The organism is Mesorhizobium sp. WSM4833 (assembly GCF_055811095.1).
Genome location: NZ_JBVVQG010000022.1, coordinates 24,691 through 43,155, shown reverse-complemented (window position 1 = coordinate 43,155; position 18,465 = coordinate 24,691). Strand labels below are relative to the sequence as shown.

10 protein-coding genes and 1 pseudogene are annotated in these 18,465 nt (G+C 63.5%); 7 read left to right on the top strand and 4 right to left on the bottom strand.

Annotated features, from left to right (window positions below; genetic code table 11):
- The first annotated feature begins 13 nt into the window (after positions 1-13).
- Together AC0L2D_RS29450 and AC0L2D_RS29445 are read left to right on the top strand one after the other, a co-directional pair.
- On the top strand, positions 14-2,005 hold the full coding sequence (locus tag AC0L2D_RS29450) for a heme lyase CcmF/NrfE family subunit (protein WP_473543687.1): 1,992 nt from the start codon (positions 14-16) through the stop codon (positions 2,003-2,005).
- On the top strand, positions 2,002-2,466 hold the full coding sequence (locus AC0L2D_RS29445) for a cytochrome c-type biogenesis protein (RefSeq protein ID WP_024505284.1): 465 nt from the start codon (positions 2,002-2,004) through the stop codon (positions 2,464-2,466). Before AC0L2D_RS29450 ends, AC0L2D_RS29445 begins: the two co-directional genes overlap by 4 nt.
- Here AC0L2D_RS29445 and AC0L2D_RS29440 read toward each other — a convergent pair.
- Positions 2,463-2,686 (bottom strand): annotated as a pseudogene (locus AC0L2D_RS29440) (type II toxin-antitoxin system RelE/ParE family toxin); the annotation flags it as partial. The gene AC0L2D_RS29445 and the pseudogene AC0L2D_RS29440 overlap by 4 nt on opposite strands.
- A 205-nt stretch (positions 2,687-2,891) precedes the next feature.
- Here AC0L2D_RS29440 and AC0L2D_RS29435 point away from each other — a divergent pair.
- The 4 genes from AC0L2D_RS29435 to AC0L2D_RS29420 all read left to right on the top strand — a co-directional run bounded on the left by AC0L2D_RS29435 (position 2,892) and on the right by AC0L2D_RS29420 (position 9,904).
- Entirely contained in the window at positions 2,892-4,445 is a 1,554-nt protein-coding gene (locus AC0L2D_RS29435; protein WP_473543685.1) for a Do family serine endopeptidase, read from the top strand.
- A gap of 350 nt (positions 4,446-4,795) precedes the next feature.
- Complete coding sequence (locus AC0L2D_RS29430; RefSeq protein WP_023812818.1) at positions 4,796-5,470, top strand: response regulator transcription factor; 675 nt, start codon at positions 4,796-4,798, stop codon at positions 5,468-5,470.
- A 7-nt stretch (positions 5,471-5,477) separates the two neighbouring features.
- Positions 5,478-6,956 (top strand): sensor histidine kinase, encoded by a 1,479-nt coding sequence (locus tag AC0L2D_RS29425; protein ID WP_013532630.1) that lies wholly within the window; start codon positions 5,478-5,480, stop codon positions 6,954-6,956.
- Positions 6,956-9,904: a bifunctional [glutamine synthetase] adenylyltransferase/[glutamine synthetase]-adenylyl-L-tyrosine phosphorylase gene (locus AC0L2D_RS29420; RefSeq protein ID WP_473543682.1), complete on the top strand. Its 2,949-nt coding sequence runs from the start codon at positions 6,956-6,958 to the stop codon at positions 9,902-9,904. Before AC0L2D_RS29425 ends, AC0L2D_RS29420 begins: the two co-directional genes overlap by 1 nt.
- Before the next feature lie 489 nt (positions 9,905-10,393).
- Here the strand turns inward: AC0L2D_RS29420 and AC0L2D_RS29415 are convergent, their stop codons facing one another.
- The 3 genes from AC0L2D_RS29415 to pepN all read right to left on the bottom strand — a co-directional run bounded on the left by AC0L2D_RS29415 (position 10,394) and on the right by pepN (position 15,990).
- Positions 10,394-10,705, bottom strand: coding sequence for a type II toxin-antitoxin system prevent-host-death family antitoxin (locus AC0L2D_RS29415; protein WP_224674129.1), 312 nt, complete (start codon positions 10,703-10,705; stop codon positions 10,394-10,396).
- A gap of 55 nt (positions 10,706-10,760) precedes the next feature.
- Positions 10,761-13,082: a PAS domain-containing sensor histidine kinase gene (locus AC0L2D_RS29410; RefSeq protein WP_473543679.1), complete on the bottom strand. Its 2,322-nt coding sequence runs from the start codon at positions 13,080-13,082 to the stop codon at positions 10,761-10,763.
- Positions 13,083-13,344: 262 nt separating this feature from the next.
- Positions 13,345-15,990: an aminopeptidase N gene (pepN, locus tag AC0L2D_RS29405; RefSeq protein ID WP_473543677.1), complete on the bottom strand. Its 2,646-nt coding sequence runs from the start codon at positions 15,988-15,990 to the stop codon at positions 13,345-13,347.
- Between the two features lie 156 nt (positions 15,991-16,146).
- Here pepN and AC0L2D_RS29400 point away from each other — a divergent pair, with 156 nt between their 5' ends.
- Positions 16,147-18,453, top strand: coding sequence for a xanthine dehydrogenase family protein molybdopterin-binding subunit (locus AC0L2D_RS29400; RefSeq protein WP_473543675.1), 2,307 nt, complete (start codon positions 16,147-16,149; stop codon positions 18,451-18,453).
- The last annotated feature ends 12 nt before the right edge of the window (positions 18,454-18,465 follow it).

Sequence of the window (18,465 nt, the reverse complement as noted above, 5' to 3'; positions counted from 1 at the left end):
GTGGATCACGGGCATGGTTGAAACCGGACATTTCGCCCTCGTCCTGGCGTTTGCGCTTTCGCTGGTGCAGACGCTCGTGCCGCTGTTTGGCGCACGCCTGAACAACCAGCGCCTGATGGCCGTCGGCGGTCCGGTCGCGGTGACCGGCTTCGCCTTGACGGCGCTGTCTTTCGCAGCGCTGGCGAGTGCCTATGCGAGCTCCGATTTCTCGGTGGCAAGCGTGTGGGAAAACTCGCATTCCTTGCAGCCGTTGATCTACAAGATCACCGGAACCTGGGGCAATCATGAAGGCTCGATACTGCTTTGGGTGTTGATCCTGACCTTCTTCGGCGCACTCGTCGCCGCTTTCGGCTCCAACCTGCCGGCGACGCTGCGCGCCAATGTGCTTGCGGTGCAAGGCGCCATCGGCGCCGCCTTCTTCCTGTTCATCCTGGCGACGTCCAATCCGTTCATCCGGCTCAACCCGGCGCCGATCGAAGGCCGCGATCTCAACCCGATCCTGCAGGATCTCGGCCTCGCCATCCACCCGCCGTTCCTCTATCTCGGCTATGTCGGCTTCTCGATCTGTTTTTCCTTCTCGGTCGCCGCTCTCATCGAAGGGCGCATCGACGCGTCGTGGGCGCGCTGGGTGCGGCCGTGGACGCTGGTCGCCTGGATGTTCCTGACCGGCGGCATCGCCATGGGATCATACTGGGCCTACTATGAACTTGGCTGGGGCGGTTTCTGGTTCTGGGATCCAGTCGAGAACGCGTCTTTCATGCCGTGGCTGGCGGGCACCGCGCTGCTCCATTCGGCCATTGTCATGGAAAAGCGCTCGGCGCTGAAGATCTGGACGCTGCTGCTCGCCATCCTGACCTTTTCGCTGTCGCTGCTCGGCACCTTCCTCGTGCGTTCGGGCGTGCTGACCTCGGTGCATGCCTTTGCAACCGATCCGACCCGGGGCGTGTTTATCCTGTGCATCCTGACGTTGTTTATCGGCGGCTCGCTGGCGCTGTTTGCGCTGCGCGCTTCCCGGTTGACGACCGGCGGCCTGTTCCACCCGATTTCCCGAGAAGGGGCACTCGTCCTCAACAATCTGTTCCTGACCACGGCGACGGCGACCGTGCTTGTCGGCACACTCTATCCCCTCGCTGTCGAAGCCTTTTCAGCCGACAAGATCTCGGTCGGCGCGCCGTTCTTCAATCTCACCTTCGGGCCGCTGATGGTGCCGCTGCTGCTCGTGGTTCCGTTCGGGCCGTTGCTGGCCTGGAAGCGCGGCGATGTTTTCGCCGTCGCGCAGCGCCTGATGGTGGCCTTTGCAGCGGCGCTGCTGGCGACGCTGGTCACCGCTCTGTTCATCGACGGCGCCTCGGTGTTCGCAGCCCTGGGCGTAGGCCTTGCCGTCTGGCTGATCCTTGGCGCGCTCACCGATCTCGCCGTCAAATCCGGCTTTCGGACCGTCGCAACGGGGATCATGGTCCGGCGCTTGCTCGGCTTGCCGCGCTCGGTCTTCGGCACAGCCTTCGCTCACCTCGGCCTCGGCCTGACCACGCTCGGCATCGTCGGCACACTTTGCTTCGGCACCGAGAAGATCCTGTCGATGCATGCCGGCGAGACCGTCGAACTGTCCGGCCATACGCTGCGTTTCGTCGGGCTTTATCCGGCCCAGGGACCGAATTACAGCGAGGATCGCGGCCGCTTCGAGTTGATCGGCGTCAGCGGCAGCCCTGTTGGCGAAATCAGCTCCGCCAAGCGGTTTTATCCGGTGCGGCAGATGACGACGACGGAATCCGGCATCAGGACGATCGGTTTCTCGCAGCTCTACATCTCGCTCGGCGACGAGGGCAAAGACGGTTCGGTCGTCGTGCGTTTGTGGTGGAAGCCGCTGGTGACGTTGATCTGGGGCGGTGGCCTGATGATGATGGCGGGCGCGGCGATGTCGCTGATGGACCGGCGCCTGCGCGTCGGCGCGCCGTCGCGACGGCGCAAGCAGGCGAGCGTGGTGCCATCCGCGACCCTGCCATGAACGCACGGCTTTCGCTGACCTCCATTATCCTGCTGCTGGCGCTGTTTTTTGCCGGCACGGCCTTGGCGGTGAAGCCTGACGAGATGCTGCCTGATCCTGCACTTGAGGCGCGGGCTCGGGCGCTTTCGGAAGGCTTGCGCTGCATGGTCTGCCAGAACCAGTCGATCGACGAATCCGATGCCGACCTTGCCCGCGACCTGCGCGTCCTCGTGCGTCAGCGCCTCGTCGCCGGCGACACTGACCAGCAGGTCATGGACTACGTGGTTTCGCGCTATGGCGAGTTCGTGCTGCTCAAGCCGCGTTTCGACCTGCGCAATGCATTGCTGTGGGGCACGCCTGTCCTGCTGTTGCTGGTGGGAGGCGTTTTCATCGTGCTGACCGCGCGGTCGCGTCGCTCGCTGGCAACCAATGCGCTGACCACTGAGGAACAGGCGGCGCTGGACAAGATACTAGGCAATTAGCTCGGCCATTCTTCCGAGGGCCAGTCCCGCGACGTGTGAATGACGCGCAGGATAACGACGCTCTGACGGCCAGCGATCGGGCGCAACTCATAGGCAATGATGTGGTGTGGGGCAGGCGGCCGATGAACGTCTCATATGTGCCTGTTACTCGGCCTGGCCGGCCCGTCGCCATATCACCAAGGTCTCGGCCCATTTCACGAATACGATCCGCCAGGCGTGCTTGCTGTCATTATGAAAGCCTTGTGCTGAGTTGTGTACAAGATAGCGCATAGGGCATCGCGGCCAACGGGTTTGTGCGTCTCCCGACCCCAAAACATTACCAAAGTTTCATGTGTCGGAAATGGCGCTGTAATGTGCGCCACTCTAATTCTCTTGCTTGAGGATGCCCATCAGCAGCGTCCATTTGGAAAGAGGATACGAGATCCATGAATATTGCCCCCCGTTCATATTCCGTCACCCGCAAGCGTCTCATGGCTGCCGTCGCGTCTGTCGCCGTGGCCGGTGCGATCGGCGTCGGTGCGCTGACCAGCGGAACCAGCCCTGTTCTGGCCGATGCCGTGCGTGTCGAGGCGCCGCAGGTACCGGGCTTCGCCGATGTCGTCGAGCGGGTTTCTCCCGCTGTTGTCAGCGTCAAGGTCAAGGCCAGGATCAGCCCGGCCGCCGATGACGGCTCCGACCCGTCCGACGATCAGGATGGCATGAACAACCTGCCCAACAATCCGCAACTGCGCCGCTTCTTCAAGGAATTCCGCGGCTTTGGTGATCAGGACGGCCAGGGTGGCGGCAACAGGCGCTTCAGCCATCGCGACCGCAACAACGACCAGCCGCGGCCGGTTGCACAAGGGTCCGGCTTCTTCATCTCGGATGACGGCTATCTCGTCACCAACAACCACGTCGTGTCGGAAGGCTCGGCCTTCACCGTGGTGATGAATGACGGCAAGGAACTCGATGCCAAGCTGATCGGCACCGACCCGCGCACCGATCTCGCCGTGCTCAAGGTCGATGGCGTCGGCAAGTTTACCTATGTCGACTTCGCCGATGACTCCAAGGTTCGCGTCGGCGACTGGGTGGTGGCCGTCGGCAATCCGTTCGGCCTTGGTGGCACCGTCACCGCCGGCATCGTCTCCGCCCGCGGCCGCGACATCGGCGCTGGCCCTTATGACGACTTCATCCAGATCGACGCATCGGTCAACCGCGGCAATTCGGGCGGCCCGACCTTCAACCTCAACGGCCAGGTCGTCGGCATCAACACCGCGATCTTCTCGCCGTCCGGCGGCAGCGTCGGCATCGCCTTCGACATTCCCGCTTCGACCGCCAAGCAGGTCGTTCAGGACCTGATGAAGAGCGGTTCCGTTCAGCGCGGCTGGCTCGGTGTCGAAATCCAGCCGGTCACCTCCGACATCGCTGAGTCGCTTGGTCTGAAGTCCAACAACGGCGCACTGGTTTCCAGTGCCCAGGACGATGGTCCCGGCAAGAAGGCGGGCATCACGGCCGGTGACGTGATCACCCAGGTCAACGGCAAGGACGTCGCTTCGCCGAAGGAACTGGCACGGCTGATCGGCGCCTACTCGCCTGGCAAGTCGGTTGACGTCACCGTGTGGCGCGACGGCAAGAGCCAGACGGTCAAGGTCGATCTCGGCAAACTGCCCTCGAGCGACAAGCAGGCCTCTGTCGACCAGTCGCAGCCTGCCGCTCCGGCAAAGCCCGACACGCTGGCCGATCTCGGCCTGACCGTCACCAAGTCCGAAAACGGCAAGGGGCTGGTGGTGACCGACGTCGATCCCGACAGCGATGCCGCCGATCGCGGCATCCAGCCGGGCGACGTCATCACATCGGTCAATTCGACCGAAGTGAACGGCACCGAGGACGTCACCAAGGCGATGACCGAAGCGGTCAAATCCGGCCGCAAGGCAGTGCTGATGCAGATCACCCGCGACGACACCAATCGTTTCGTCGCGCTGCCCGTCGCCAAGGGCTGAGGTCGGCTCCGGAGCGTTCTCTCGGCCTTCCGAGGCGGGTGAGGGCGTTCCGGCGGCAAGTTGGACTTTTCCAGTGGGCCGGTTCAACACCCCCGAGCCGCCGTACGGGAAAGCATGGAGGAGCGCGCGTTAGTCAGTCATCGCGCCTTCCCCCGGCGGCAGCGGGCTTCCCATCGCCCGCTGCCGCACAATTTCAAAAGCGCTTCAACGATCCGATGCCAACGACATCGGCAGCGAGCAGCTTTATCGCGCACTGCTTCGAGCGATCTCGGTCGCGATGCGCTTTGGCAAAGGCCACAATGCAGATGTCTGCCACTCAACCTTCCGGCGAAATCGCGTATAACAGCCCTATGAAGATTCTCGTCATAGAAGACGATCGCGAGGCTGCGGATTACTTGCAGAAAGCCTTTGCCGAGGCCGGTCACACCGCGCATGTCGCCGGTGACGGCGAAACCGGCTTTGCGCTCGCCGACGCCGGCGACTACGACGTGATGGTGATCGACCGGATGATGCCGCGTCGCGACGGCCTGTCGGTCATTGCCGGTCTCAGGTCCAGGGGCAACACGACGCCGGTGCTGATCCTGTCGGCGCTCGGCGAGGTCGATGACCGGGTCACGGGTTTGCGCGCCGGCGGCGACGATTACCTGACAAAGCCCTATGCCTTCTCCGAGCTTCTCGCCCGCGTCGAGGTGCTGAACCGGCGCGCCAGTGCCAAGGAAGCGGAAACCGTCTACCGCGTCGGCGATCTCGAACTCGACAGGCTGTCGCATTCGGTCCGCCGTGCGTCACGCGAGATAACGCTGCAGCCGCGTGAGTTCCGCTTGCTCGAATATCTGATGCGGCATGCCGGCCAGGTGGTGACGCGCACCATGCTGCTGGAAAATGTCTGGGACTACCATTTCGATCCGCAGACCAATGTCATCGACGTCCATGTCTCCCGGCTGCGTGGCAAGATCGAGAAGGGCTTCGACAAGCCCATCCTGCATACGGTTCGCGGCGCCGGCTATATGCTGAAGAGTGGTTAGCTGCGGCATGGCTCTTTCCGTGCCAGCCATCATGAAGACGACGGCAGCGCGGCTTTCGGCGCTCTACTTCCTGCTCTTCGCGCTCTGCGCGGTGGCGCTCGTCTTCTACATGACCTCGCTGTCGGCGCGAATGCTGACCGCGCAGACGCAGGAGACCATCAATGACGAAGTGCTCGGCCTTGCCCGCGCCTATCAGCGCGGCGGCCTGCCGGTACTGGTCCGCGTGGTCGAAGCGCGCTCGCGCCAGCCCGGCGCAAACCTTTACCTGATCGCCGACGCCAACGGCCAGATCCTGACCGGCAACGTGCAGAGCCTCGAACCTGGTGTTCTCGAAACCGAAGGCTGGACCAGCAGTCCGTTCTCTTATCAGCGCTTTGGCGAGGGAGAGCTCGAGCGCCTGCGCAACCTTCCCGCCGAGCAGGGTACCACCACCCAATCCGAGCAGAACGATGCGCAGGCGCAGGGCGAAAAAGGCCACAACGCCATTGCGCTGGTGCTGCGGCTGCCGAACCAGATGATCATGCTGGTCGGCCGCGACCTTGGCGAGCCGGAACGGTTTCGTGCGGTCATCCGCCGTGCGCTGATGCTGGCGCTCGGCATGATGGGGCTGGGCGGATTGCTGATCTGGTTTTTTGTCGGCCGCGCTGCGCTGAAGCGCATCGACAGCGTGTCGGAAGCCAGCCGTCGCATCATGGGCGGCGATCTGTCGGGCAGGCTGCCGGTGACGGGGGTTGGCGACGAGTTCGACCGGCTCTCCGAAAATCTCAATGCCATGCTGGCCAGGATCGCCACGCTGAACGAAGGCTTGAAGCAGGTTTCCGACAACATCGCGCATGATCTGAAGACGCCGCTGACCCGGCTGCGCAACCGGGCCGAAGCGACGCTTTCGGGCAAGCAAAAGCCCACCGACTACCGGCAGGCGCTGGAAGGCACCATCGCCGAGTCGGACCAGTTGATAAAAACCTTCAACGCCATCCTGATGATCTCCCGGCTGGAGGCTGGCTACTCGTCTGAAAATACGAACCGCGTCGATCTTGCGGAAGCCGTACGCGATGTCGTCGAGCTCTATGAGCCGGTGGCGGAAGAGGCGGGCGTGTCGCTGGAAGCAGACGCGCACGAGGCGGTGTCCGTCAACGGCAACCGCGAACTGATCGGTCAGGCGCTGTCGAACATCGTCGACAACGCCATCAAATATTCCACCGGCGCCAATGCCCAGCCGGCGGTGCGCGTCACGCTCGAGCGAACCGGTGCGGACGTTCGCCTGTCGGTTGCCGACAATGGCCACGGCATTCCCGACGATGGCGACCGCGCGCGTGCCACGGAACGTTTCGTGCGGCTGGAGAAGAGCCGTTCGCAACCGGGTTCCGGTCTTGGCCTCAGCCTCGCCAAGGCGGTCATGACATTCCACAATGGCCGGCTTGAACTCTTGCCTGGCAATCCTGGACTATCCGTGGTCATGAGTTTCCCGGTTCGGGAGGATCACTGATGAGCACGACTGCGAGAGCGAAAGATTGGCTGCTGAAGCCGGCGGCCAGGCTTGTTCCGCTGGACGAGGACCGTGCGCGGCTGGAACTGGCCGAGATCGCGTCCGCCGCACGCGAAGAAGGGCTGACGCGGCTGGCCAAGTTTCTGGCCGGCAAAGGGGAGGGCCAGGATTTCCTCGCCGCCGTCTTCGATCTGTCGCCGTTCCTGCGCGATACGGCACGTCGCCGGCCGCAAATCCTGGACGGGCTGTTCGAGCAGACAATCGAGGCTCGGCTGAAAGCGATCGGCGCCGCCATAGACCTGGCGCATTTGGCGGAGACCCTTTCGGAATCCGGCCTAATGATGGAGCTGCGCCAGTGGAAGGCGGAGGCGCATTTCCTCATCGCGCTGGCCGATCTTGCCGGCGAGGCCGAAACGGCGCTGACGGTCCGGCGGTTGAGCGACCTCGCTGACGCCTGTACCCGTGCCGCCGTCGACTTCCTGCTGCGCGACGCGCACGGCCAGGGCAAACTCAAACTGCCGGATGTCGACAACCCGTCGAAACAGTCGGGTTGGATCCTGCTCGGCATGGGCAAGCTCGGGGCACATGAGCTGAATTTTTCCTCGGACATCGATCTGGTGGTTTTCTTCGATCCGGAAGCACCGGCGGTCGTCGACCCGCTCGACGCCACCGAATTGTTTTCGCGGCTGACGCGCCGCCTGGTGCGCATCCTGCAGGACCGCACCGAGCACGGATATGTCTTCCGCACCGATCTGAGGCTGCGCCCCGACCCCGGTTCGACACCGCTGGCGATCCCGGTCGAGGCGGCACTGCGCTACTATGAGGCGCGCGGCCAGAACTGGGAGCGCGCCGCGATGATCAAGGCACGCCCGGTGGCAGGCGATCTGGCCGCGGGTGCGGCCTTCCTCAAGGAGTTGCAGCCCTATATCTGGCGCAAATACATGGACTACGCGGCGATTGCCGACGTCCATTCGATCAAGCGACAGATCCACGCCCACAAGGGCCATGGTGAGATCGCGGTCAAGGGCCACAACGTCAAGCTCGGCCGCGGCGGCATTCGCGAGATCGAGTTCTTCGTCCAGACCCAGCAGCTTATCGCCGGCGGACGCTTCCCTGAATTGCGTGGCCGCGAGACCGTGCCGATGCTCGGCGAGCTTGCGACACGCGGCTGGATCACCATCGAGGCGCGCGATGCGCTCGCCCGCCAGTACTGGTTCCTGCGCCGCGTCGAACATGCCGTGCAGATGGTTGCCGACGAGCAGACCCACACGCTGCCGGAAGATGATGAAGGCTTGGAGCGCATCGCCCGCATGCTCGCCTTTGCCGATGCTCCTGCCTTTTCCCAGGCGTTTCGCGCCTCGCTGCAGCAGGTCGAACGCCACTACGCGGCACTGTTCGAAACAGCACCGGAACTTTCGACAGGCATCGGCAATCTCGTCTTCACCGGCGATGTCGACGATCCCGATACGCTGCAGACCTTGCACGGCCTCGGCTTCCAGCGGCCAAGCGACATCTGCCGCGTCATCCGAGGCTGGCATTTCGGTCGCTATCGCGTCACCCAGTCGGCGGAGGCGCGCGAGCGGCTGACGGAATTGACGCCGGCTCTGCTGCGCTCCTTCGGCCAGACGCGCCGGGCCGACGAAGCGCTGATGCGCTTCGACGAATTTCTCGCCGGCCTGCCGGCCGGCATCCAACTGTTTTCCCTACTGCAGTCCAATCCGGCCCTGCTGAAGCTCCTGGCAACGATCATGGGTGCGGCGCCCCGGCTGGCGGCGATCATCACCCGCCGGCCGCATGTCTTCGATGGTCTGCTCGACCCGGCCTTGCTGACGGAGCTACCGGACCGCGCCTATCTGTCGGCACGGCTTTCCGCCTTTGTCGAGGGCGACCGGCTTTATGAGGACGTGCTCGACCGGCTGCGCATTTTTGCTTCCGAGCAGAAATTCCTGATCGGTGTCCGGCTGCTCGCCGGCTCGATCGATCCGGCGCGCGCCGGCCGCGCCTTTTCCGATCTGGCGGATCTCACCATCGAGGCTGCGTTGCAGGCGGTGACGGCCGAATTCGCGGCGCGCCACGGCACCATTGCCGGCGGCGTGGTTGCGCTGCTCGGCATGGGCAAGCTCGGCAGCCGCGAGCTGACCGCCGGATCGGATGTCGACCTGATCCTGCTTTACGACCACGCGCCGGACGCCGAGGAGTCCGATGGCGACAAGCCGCTGGCGCCTTCGCATTACTACACCCGCATGACGCAGCGGCTGATCGCGGCCGTGTCGGCGCCGACGGCGGAGGGCGTGCTCTACGAACTCGACCTGCGCCTGCGGCCATCCGGAAACAAGGGTCCTGTGGCGACCCATATCGATGCCTTCAAGAAATACCAGCGCCAGGAGGCCTGGACCTGGGAGCACATGGCGTTGGCACGCGCCCGCGCCATTGCCGGTGACGCCAGCCTGTGCGGCGAGGTTGAAGCGGAAGTGGCGGCGGTGCTTGGTCAGCCGCGCGACGCCGCCAAGGTGATGGCCGAGGCCTCGGAGATGCGCGCTATGATCGAGAAGGAAAAGCCGCCGCGCGACCTGTGGGACATCAAGCTGATCCCCGGCGGCCTGATCGATCTCGAATTCATCGCCCAAGTCGCTGTCATCACCGGGCAGGTAGGCGCCGGGCCGCGCGTTACCGGTACCGCCGAAATCCTTTCGCGCCTGTCACCGGGCTTCGCCAATGCCGGGGCGAGGCAGGAGCTTTTCGACGCCTATGCGCTCTATCTGGCGCTGACCCAGATGACGCGGCTGTGCCTTACCGGAGCCTTCGAGCGCGACGACGTTCCGCCGGGGCTTTCGGATCTGCTTCTGGCGGTGACCGACCTGCCGGATTTCGGTGTGCTCGAAGCACATCTCAAGGAGACGTCGCAGAAGGTCAGGAAGGATTTCGACCTTTTGCTTCGTGCGGGATGACCGGGAAGCGATCGTCCCTTGGAATCGGGGACGTTTCGTGGTCCTCCAGTCTCATGCAGCCACTCTGTTCGCCGAATCTGCTGCAGCGCCCGGCTTGCGTGAGACTGCAAAATCCGGTCGCGCAGATAGGCATAGAAACGCGGCGGCAGCATGCCATAGTCGAATCGGGACGGTTTGCTCCCCGCGATAGGCCTGAGATCGGGACCCGGCCAGAGGGAATGATTGGTTTCGGTGACGACGATCCATGATGGCGTGTCATCGAGGCCGAGATAGGCTTTGAGGGGCGCAGGTATTTCTACTGCATCGGCGGGATCAGCTGGTGGCGAGTGTGTGACCGGAACGACCGTTATGACTTCACGGCCCTCCACGACCGCGCGGCGACAATGGCGCATGGTCGGTTTTTGCGACCTTCTTCGGCACCCTTTTCGTGTTCTCTCACCCAGAGGTAAGAATAGGAAATCACCAGACCCGGGATAGGTTTGGGCAGGCTCACGGTGTCCAGTCTTTGAGCATTGCATCAAGCCCGGCATATTCGCTCGATACGGCGCTTTCGGCGATGGCGTTAAGCGTCTCGTCGTCCAGCTCTTCCACAGGACGGGCGACCCGTCCCTTGACCAAGACCTCGAACATCGCCGCCGACAGGAGTACCGTGTGGGTCCGGCCATTCTTTGTGATTGCGACCGGCGCACGCTGGGCAGCATCCTGAAAACGCCCGACATTCTGCTGGAATTCCGTTGAAGTCACTCGCATGACAAGGCCTTTCTTTTTATCCAAAATAGATAAAATAGATAACTTTGTCAAAGCGTTTCACCTCGCGTCCACGAGGTGGATCAGGCCTGGGATGGTGATAAAAACTTCACGCTGCAACCTTGACGGCCAGCACGGTCCTCTTCACCGGAATGCGCACCGACACGATAGTGCCGACACCTTCGCTCGACCGGATCTTCAGCGCGCCGCCCTGAAGCTCGGCCAGCGAACGTGAGATGGCAAGGCCAAGGCCGGACCCGGCATGGCTCTTGGAGAACTGGTTCTGCACCTGTTCGAACGGCCGTCCGAGCTTTCCGAGCGCCTCCTTGGGGATACCGCAGCCATTGTCCTCGATCGTCAGCACCAGCGCGCCGGATGTGTTGCGGGCCCTGACCGATATGTGGCCGCCCTGGCCGGTGAACTTCACCGCATTGGACAAAAGGTTGATGACGATCTGCTTGATCGCACGGCGATCGGCGACCAGCGTCAGCGCATCGGCAATGCGCGTTTCCACGGTGATGGCCTTTTGCGCCGCCTGCAGCGAAACGACGCGTACGGTTTCGCTGATCAGCGGGCCGAGGTCGATCTCTTCCCGGTCCAGAGAGAACTGGCCGGCCTCGATCTTGGACATGTCGAGAATATCGTTGATGACGCCCAGCAGGTACTTGCCGCTGCTGTTGATGTCGGTGGCATATTCCTCGTAGCGCTCCGATCCGAGCGGGCCGAACAGCCCTTGTTCCATCAGTTCGGAGAAGCCGATGATGGCGTTCAGCGGCGTGCGCAACTCATGCGACATGTTGGCCAGGAATTCGGATTTGGCCCGGTTCGCCGCTTCGGCCCGTTCGGTTTCCTTCATGTATTTGCGGTTGAGGTCGACCAGTTCGCGCGAACGCTCCTCTTCGGCCCGCCGCGCGAGGCTGAGATCATGGATCGTTGCCATCAGCCGTCGCTCACTGTCGACCAGCTTCTCCTGGTGCAGCTTGATCTGGGTGATGTCGGAACCGACCGAGACGATGCCGCCGTCCCGGGTCTTCAGTTCGTTGACCTGCAGCCAGCGGCCATCGGCCAACTGCCGCTCGAAAGTGGCGCCGCCCTGCAGGCCGCTGGTGTGGGCAAGCCGCCTTTCGGAAGCAAAGGCCAGCATGCGTTCTTCCAGCGCCGCGCGCGCGGTGCCCGGCATCACGTCGCGGTCCGAAAGCCCGTTGTCCTGCTGGTATTTGGAATTGCACATGATCAGGCGCTGCGTCGAATCCCACAGCACGAAGGATTCGTTGATGTTCTCGATTGCCGTTCTGAGGCGAAGGTCGGCAGCCTCGGAACGCAGCGCCAGATGACGCTGTTCGGTGACGTCGACGGCGATGCCGATCAGCTGGATCTCCGGCGCTTCCGGATCGATGACCTGTGCCCGTGCGCGCATCCAGACCCATTGGCCATCGGCATGGCGCATGCGGAACACCTGATCGATGTGATCGATCTCGCGTGCGACGATTCTGTTGGCGAGCTCGAACAGGTCGCCGTCCTCGGGATGGATGATCTGATCGACCTCGCCGAAGGACAGCATCGTTTCGCAAGGCTTGTAGCCGAGCATGTCGTACATCGAGCGCGACCAGTACATCTTGCCGCGCACCATGTCCCAGTCCCACAGGCCGCAGCGGCCGCGAACCAGCGCCATGTCGATGCGCTGATGCGCTTCGAGGTAGATGCGGTCGGCCGCCTGCGCACGTGCCGCCTGGCCGAAATAGGCATAGAGGATGACGATCAGCACACCGGCCGTCAGCACGAACAGGGTGACGTTCAGCGAAACGGTCTTGCGCCAGGCATCGAAAACCGCGTCCTGTGGCACCAGGGCCGCCGATGCACCCTTTCCGCCATTCGCGAGGCTGACCGCGGCGTACCAATCCCGTCCGTCGATGTTGACGTCCATGACGCCGGCACGATCGCCGAACATGAACAAGGGCTGGCCGCCCTCGACGAGGCCGTCCAGCGAATGGCCCTGCCATGGCATCGAGCGTGGCGTCACCGCGACGATCTTGAAAGCGCTGTCGGTGATGACAAGCACATGGCTGCGGCCCATCGCGCCCTGACGGCTGGTGGTCTCCAGCAAATCCTGTATGGCGCCGGGCACCGTTTCCGAGGTGGTGGCGAGCGAACTGGCCAGCTGGCCCGCCGCCAGCGTCAGGATCGCCTTGGCATTGCGCTCGACATCTTCGCGCTCGTTCATCAGCGACAGCACGCGCAGCGCCGCGATGACGATCAGGAAGGTGATGATGAGGACGGGTATTGATCGGCGCAGCAGCGGCTCGGCGGCCAGAAGCCGCCGGTAGGCCGGTTCGGCGATGAGTCGCGTATTCCCGGCAAGACCGTCGCCGCGCGTCTCACGATGCGCAAAAACCGTCCCTCCGGGCGCGCCCCACGCGTCCGCCTTCGCCATAAATGGCACTCCCCGAATTTGCCTATGCTGCTTGGTGATCCGGCAAACGCCGCACTTCCGAATCGTCAGTAAAGAATCAAAGGTGATTCGCCTTGTCCAGTGGTCCGGCGAAAAAAGATTAAAAATCGACTAAAATAATGGGCTTTCGCTGGCGCAGCGCCTAACGGAAGCCGCTGCTGGCAGGTCCTGGTTGAAATTCACCAGCTTGGCGGCGTGCACGGATCTCCCTTCTGCCACAACAAGGGGAGAAGGAAGAGAGCGGCTAAGCCAGCGTGCGCTCGACAATATCCCGCAGATCCGCCGACAGGTTTTCGGCGCCGGCGATCGAGAGCAGCGCTTCCCTGGCCTTCGCCTGCCGCAAGGGTTCGAGCGAACGCCAGGATCTGAGCGCCGTCGCCAGCCTTGCCGCCACTTGCGGGTTGCGCTTTTCAACCTCGAGGACGGTTTGAGCAAAGAACCAGTAGCCTTCGCCGTCGGCCCGGTGGAAGCCGGTCTGATTGGCGCTGGAGAAGGTGCCGATCAGCGAGCGCACCCGGTTCGGATTGCCCATCGAGAAGGCCGGGTGGTTGGTCAAGGCCTTCACGGTGTCGACGGTTTGCGGCCCCGGTACGCTGGCCTGGATCTGGAACCATTTGTCCATGATCAGCGGGTCGGACCCGTAGGTCGTCTCGAAAGCCGCCAGCGCCTCGACCGCCTCGGGCGAACCGTGGTGACGATGCGCGAGCACGGCAAGTGCTGCCGCGCGGTCGGTCATGTTGGTCGCGGACTGGAAATGCCCGGCAGCGAGTTCCGCTCCGCCCGGCTGCAGCGACAGATAATCCAGCAGGGTGTTGCGCAAGGCGCGTCGTCCGGCGCTTGCGGCGTCGGGGCTGAACGCTTCTCTGTCGGCAAGGCTGAGGTAGAGGCCCGAAAAAACGTCCCGGTTCGCAGTGCCGATCGCCAGCGCCAGTGCCTGGCGAGCCGCATAGATGGCATCGGGGTCGATGTTCCTGCCGATGTCGCGGGCAATGTCGGCTTCGCCGGGCAGGGCCAGCGCCAATGCCCGATAGGCCGGCTCCAGCGTCTCGTCGCCGGCAATGCTGCCGGCGAGCTCGGTCAGCCGCGGCGCAAAGGCCGGCTGCTTGCCGCCGAGGATCTCGCGGAACGCTGATATCAGCGCATCGGTCAGCAATGTGTTGAAAGCCTGCCAGCGCGAGAAGGCGTCGCTGTCATGGCGGGCAAGGAAGAACTGGTCGTCGGCTTTCTGCTCGACGGACAATGTCACCGGCGCCGAAAAGCCGCGGTTGAGCGACACGGCCGGGCGCTCGGTGACGCCTGAAAACCGCACCATGTGGCGGCGCTTGCGGATATGGATGACGCCGTCCTCGACGCTGGCGCCCTCGACGCTGCTATACGGCACAGGCTTGCCGCCGGCGCCGATCAGCCCGAAAGCGAGCGGGATGTGCATCAGCCGCTTGCGGCTTTCGGAGGGTGTCGGCGGCACCGACTGCTCGATTTCGAGCGTGAACTCCTGCGCGGCTGGATTGTGCGTCGAACTGATCGTCAGGTTCGGCGTTCCCGCCTGATGATACCAGAGCGCGAACTGCGACAGGTCGCGGCCGGACGCATCCTCGAACACCTTGATGAAATCCTCGATCGTCGCCGCGTCACCGTCGTGCCGCTCGAAATAGAGGTCCATGCCGGCGCGAAACACGTCGGCACCGAGAATTGTGCGGATCATGCGCACCACTTCGGAGCCCTTCTCGTAGACCGTCGCGGTGTAGAAATTGTTGATCTCGCGGTAGCGGCGCGGCCGCACCGGATGCGCCAGTGGGCCCTGGTCCTCTGGAAACTGGTGGGCGCGCAAGGTCCGCACTTCGGCGATGCGCTTGACCGCGCGCGAGCGCTGGTCGGCAGAGAATTCGTGGTCGCGAAAAACGGTCAGGCCTTCCTTCAGGCAGAGCTGGAACCAGTCGCGGCAAGTGATTCTGTTGCCTGTCCAATTGTGGAAATACTCATGCGCTATGATCGCCTCGATATTGGCGAAATCGGCGTCCGTCGCGGTCTCCCGGTCGGCCAGCACATATTTGTCGTTGAAGATGTTGAGGCCCTTGTTCTCCATCGCGCCCATGTTGAAGTCCGACACGGCGACGATGTTGAAGACGTCGAGATCGTATTCGCGGCCGAACGCCTCCTCGTCCCATTTCATCGACCGCTTCAGGGCGTCCATCGCATAGCCGGCCAGCGTCTCCTTGCCGGGCTCGACATAGATGCCGAGCTCGACCGTGCGGCCGGACAGGGTGACGAAACTGTCCGCGAGCCGGCCGAGATTGCCGGCTACCAATGCGAACAGATAGGACGGCTTGGGGAAAGGGTCGTGCCACACGGCATAATGCCAGCCGTCGCCGAGGTCGCCCTTTTCGAGCGGGTTGCCGTTGGACAGGAGCAGCGGCGCCTCGCCGCGCATTGCCTCCATGCGCACGGTGTAGACGGACAGGATATCGGGACGGTCGAGGAAATAGGTGATGCGGCGAAAGCCCTCGGCTTCGCATTGCGTGCAGTAGACGTGGCTCGAGCGGTAGAGGCCCATCAGGGCTTCGTTGCCCGCCGGCGCCACCTCGGTCTCGATGAGCAACTGGAAGCGCCGCGCCACCGGTGGCTCGAGGATGGTCAACTGGTCGGGCGTCGCCAGCAGATCCGCCGGTTTTACCTTCTTGCCGTCGATCTCGATGCGCTTGAGCGTCAGCCCGTCGCCGTCGAGCACCAACGGTGCCGACAGGGAGACGCCGTCACGGCGCTCTATCGTGAGCACGGCGGTGACACGCGTTGCGTCTGGCGAAAGGCGGAAGGTGAGGTCGGTTTGCGGAATGAGGTAGTCGTTGGGGCGATAGTCTTCGAGCTTGAAGACCTGGCCGGTGTCCGTGCGCATTCCGTGGGTTTTCCTGTCGATTGCGTTGGCGGCGGATTGTGTCCGCTGGTCCAAGAAATTTGAAGTCCGCGCTCTTTACACGAAACGGCCCCTCGACAAAACTGAGGCAATGCCTATTTCAGGCGTTCGTTCTCCTGTCATCATCACGAGGCATCCATGACCGTCGTCACACCGAAATTCGGCATGGGCGCATCCGTGCTGCGGCGCGAGGATGCCGCCTTCATCCAGGGCCAGGGTCGTTATACCGACGACATCCAGCCGGCTGGCGTCCTGCATGGCTATGTCCTGCGTTCGCCGGTCGCCAAGGCCAGCTTCACCATCGGTTCGACCGAGGCGGCGAAGGCCGCACCTGGCGTCCGTCTGGTACTGACCGGCAAGGACCTTGCCCATCTCGGCGATCTGAAATCCGGCGTCATGCAGGAACAGCCGGACGGCACCAAGGCGCCGACGCGCGACATCCCGATCCTGTGCCGCGACCGCGTCAACTATGTCGGCGATGCCGTTGCCTTCGTCGTCGCCGACAGCCGTGCCTTGGCGCAGGATGCCGCTGAACTGATCGATGTCGACTATGACGGCGAAGACGCAGCCTCCGGGACCGCAAATGCACTTGCCGAAGGCACGCCGCTGGTCTGGCCGGAGCTCGGTTCCAACCGCGCCTTCAGCTACCACATGGGCGACAGGAAAAAGACCGAAGCGGCTTTCGCCAAGGCCGCACACGTCACCCGCATCGAGTTCGTCAACAACCGGCTGGTCTGCAACTACATGGAGCCGCGCTCCGCGATCGGCGAATGGAACGCCGAGGAGAAGCGCTTCGTGCTGACCACCGGGTCGCAAGGCGTGCACTCCATGCAGTATATCCTGGCCAGCGTGTTCAAGGTCAAGAAGGGCCAGTTGCGCGTCATCACGCCAGATGTCGGCGGTGGTTTCGGGCCCAAGAGCTTCGTCTACCGCGAATATCCGCTGGTGCTGGAAGCGGCGAAGCGGCTTGGCCGCCCGGTGAAGTGGGCCGGCGACCGCACGGAACACTTTCTGACCGACGCGCAAGGCCGCGACAATTTCGTCACGGCCGAGATGGCGCTGGACAAGGACGGCCGCTTTCTCGGCATGAAGGTGGACCTGCTCGCCAACATCGGCGCCTATATCTCGCAATATGGTCCGTTCATCCCCTATATCGGCGTCACCATGTCGACCGGTGTCTACGATATCCAGGCACTCGACGTCTCGGTGACCGGCCTCTACACCAACACCTGCCCGGTCGATGCCTATCGCGGTGCCGGCCGGCCGGAAGCAGCCTTCCTGCTGGAAAAACTGGTCGATGCCTGCGCCCACGATCTCGGCCTGCCCGTCGAGGAGATCCGCCGCCGCAATTTCATCCGGCCGGAGCAATTTCCCTACCGGACGCAAACCGGCCGCCTCTACGACACCGGTGAATTCGAAGGCCATATGGAGCGCGCCATTGAGCAATCCGAATGGAAAGCGTTTCCGGAGCGGCTGGCGCAGTCGAAGGCCGGCGGAAAAATCCGCGGTCTCGGCATGGCGACCTATATCGAGGCCTGTGCCTTTCCGGGCTCGGAGCCGGCCTTCGTCGAACTCAATGGCGACGGCACGGTGACGCTGAAGATCGGCACCCAGACCAACGGACAGGGACACGCCACCGCCTATGCGCAGTTCCTGTCGGAAAAGCTCAATCTCGACATCGACAAGATCCATGTCCGCCAGGGCGATACCGATGAATTGAAGGCCGGCGGCGGCACCGGCGGCTCGCGCTCCATTCCGCTGGGGGGTGTGTCGGCTTCCCGTGCGGGCGAGGATCTGGCCAACAAGATCAAGCGCATCGCCGCCGACGAACTGGAGGCTTCTGCCGGCGACATCGAGCTGTCCGATGGTGTTGCCCGGATCGTCGGCACCGATCGCTCGCTCGATTTTTCCAGCATCGCCAAGGCCGCCAAGACGCCTGACGACCTCAAGGGCTTTGGCGAGTTCGTGCAGGACGAATGCACCTATCCCAACGGCACCCACATCTGCGAGGTCGAGATCGATCCCGACACCGGTGCGACCGAGATTGTCCGCTACACCATCGTCGACGATTTCGGCGTCACCGTGAACCCGATCCTGCTCGCCGGCCAGGTGCATGGCGGCGTCGTGCAAGGCATCGGCCAGGCACTGACCGAGGACACTATCTACGGCGAGGACGGACAGCTTTTGACGGCGAGCTTCATGGATTACGCCATGCCGCGCGCCGACAATTTCCCGTTCTTCCATTTCGAGACCCGCAACGTGCCGTCGACGACCAATGCACTCGGCATCAAGGGCGCGGGCGAGGCCGGCACCATCGGCTCGACCCCGGCGGCACTCAATGCGGTGACCGACGCGCTCTGGCGCGCTTATGGCGTCAAGCACATCGACATGCCGGCAACGCCGGCGCGTATCTGGGCGACGATCCGAGAAGCGTCGGGAGCGTGACAGCAGGCCCCG

Excerpts from the sequence above, each read along its gene's own strand:
- AC0L2D_RS29450 (WP_473543687.1), top strand. The coding sequence starts at position 14 with ATGGTTGAAACCGGACATTTCGCCCTCGTCCTGGCGTTTGCGCTTTCG.
- AC0L2D_RS29445 (WP_024505284.1), top strand. The coding sequence starts at position 2,002 with ATGAACGCACGGCTTTCGCTGACCTCCATTATCCTGCTGCTGGCGCTG.
- AC0L2D_RS29435 (WP_473543685.1), top strand. The coding sequence starts at position 2,892 with ATGAATATTGCCCCCCGTTCATATTCCGTCACCCGCAAGCGTCTCATG.
- AC0L2D_RS29430 (WP_023812818.1), top strand. The coding sequence starts at position 4,796 with ATGAAGATTCTCGTCATAGAAGACGATCGCGAGGCTGCGGATTACTTG.
- AC0L2D_RS29425 (WP_013532630.1), top strand. The coding sequence starts at position 5,478 with ATGGCTCTTTCCGTGCCAGCCATCATGAAGACGACGGCAGCGCGGCTT.
- AC0L2D_RS29420 (WP_473543682.1), top strand. The coding sequence starts at position 6,956 with ATGAGCACGACTGCGAGAGCGAAAGATTGGCTGCTGAAGCCGGCGGCC.
- AC0L2D_RS29410 (WP_473543679.1), bottom strand. The coding sequence starts at position 13,082 with ATGGCGAAGGCGGACGCGTGGGGCGCGCCCGGAGGGACGGTTTTTGCG.
- pepN (WP_473543677.1), bottom strand. The coding sequence starts at position 15,990 with ATGCGCACGGACACCGGCCAGGTCTTCAAGCTCGAAGACTATCGCCCC.
- AC0L2D_RS29400 (WP_473543675.1), top strand. The coding sequence starts at position 16,147 with ATGACCGTCGTCACACCGAAATTCGGCATGGGCGCATCCGTGCTGCGG.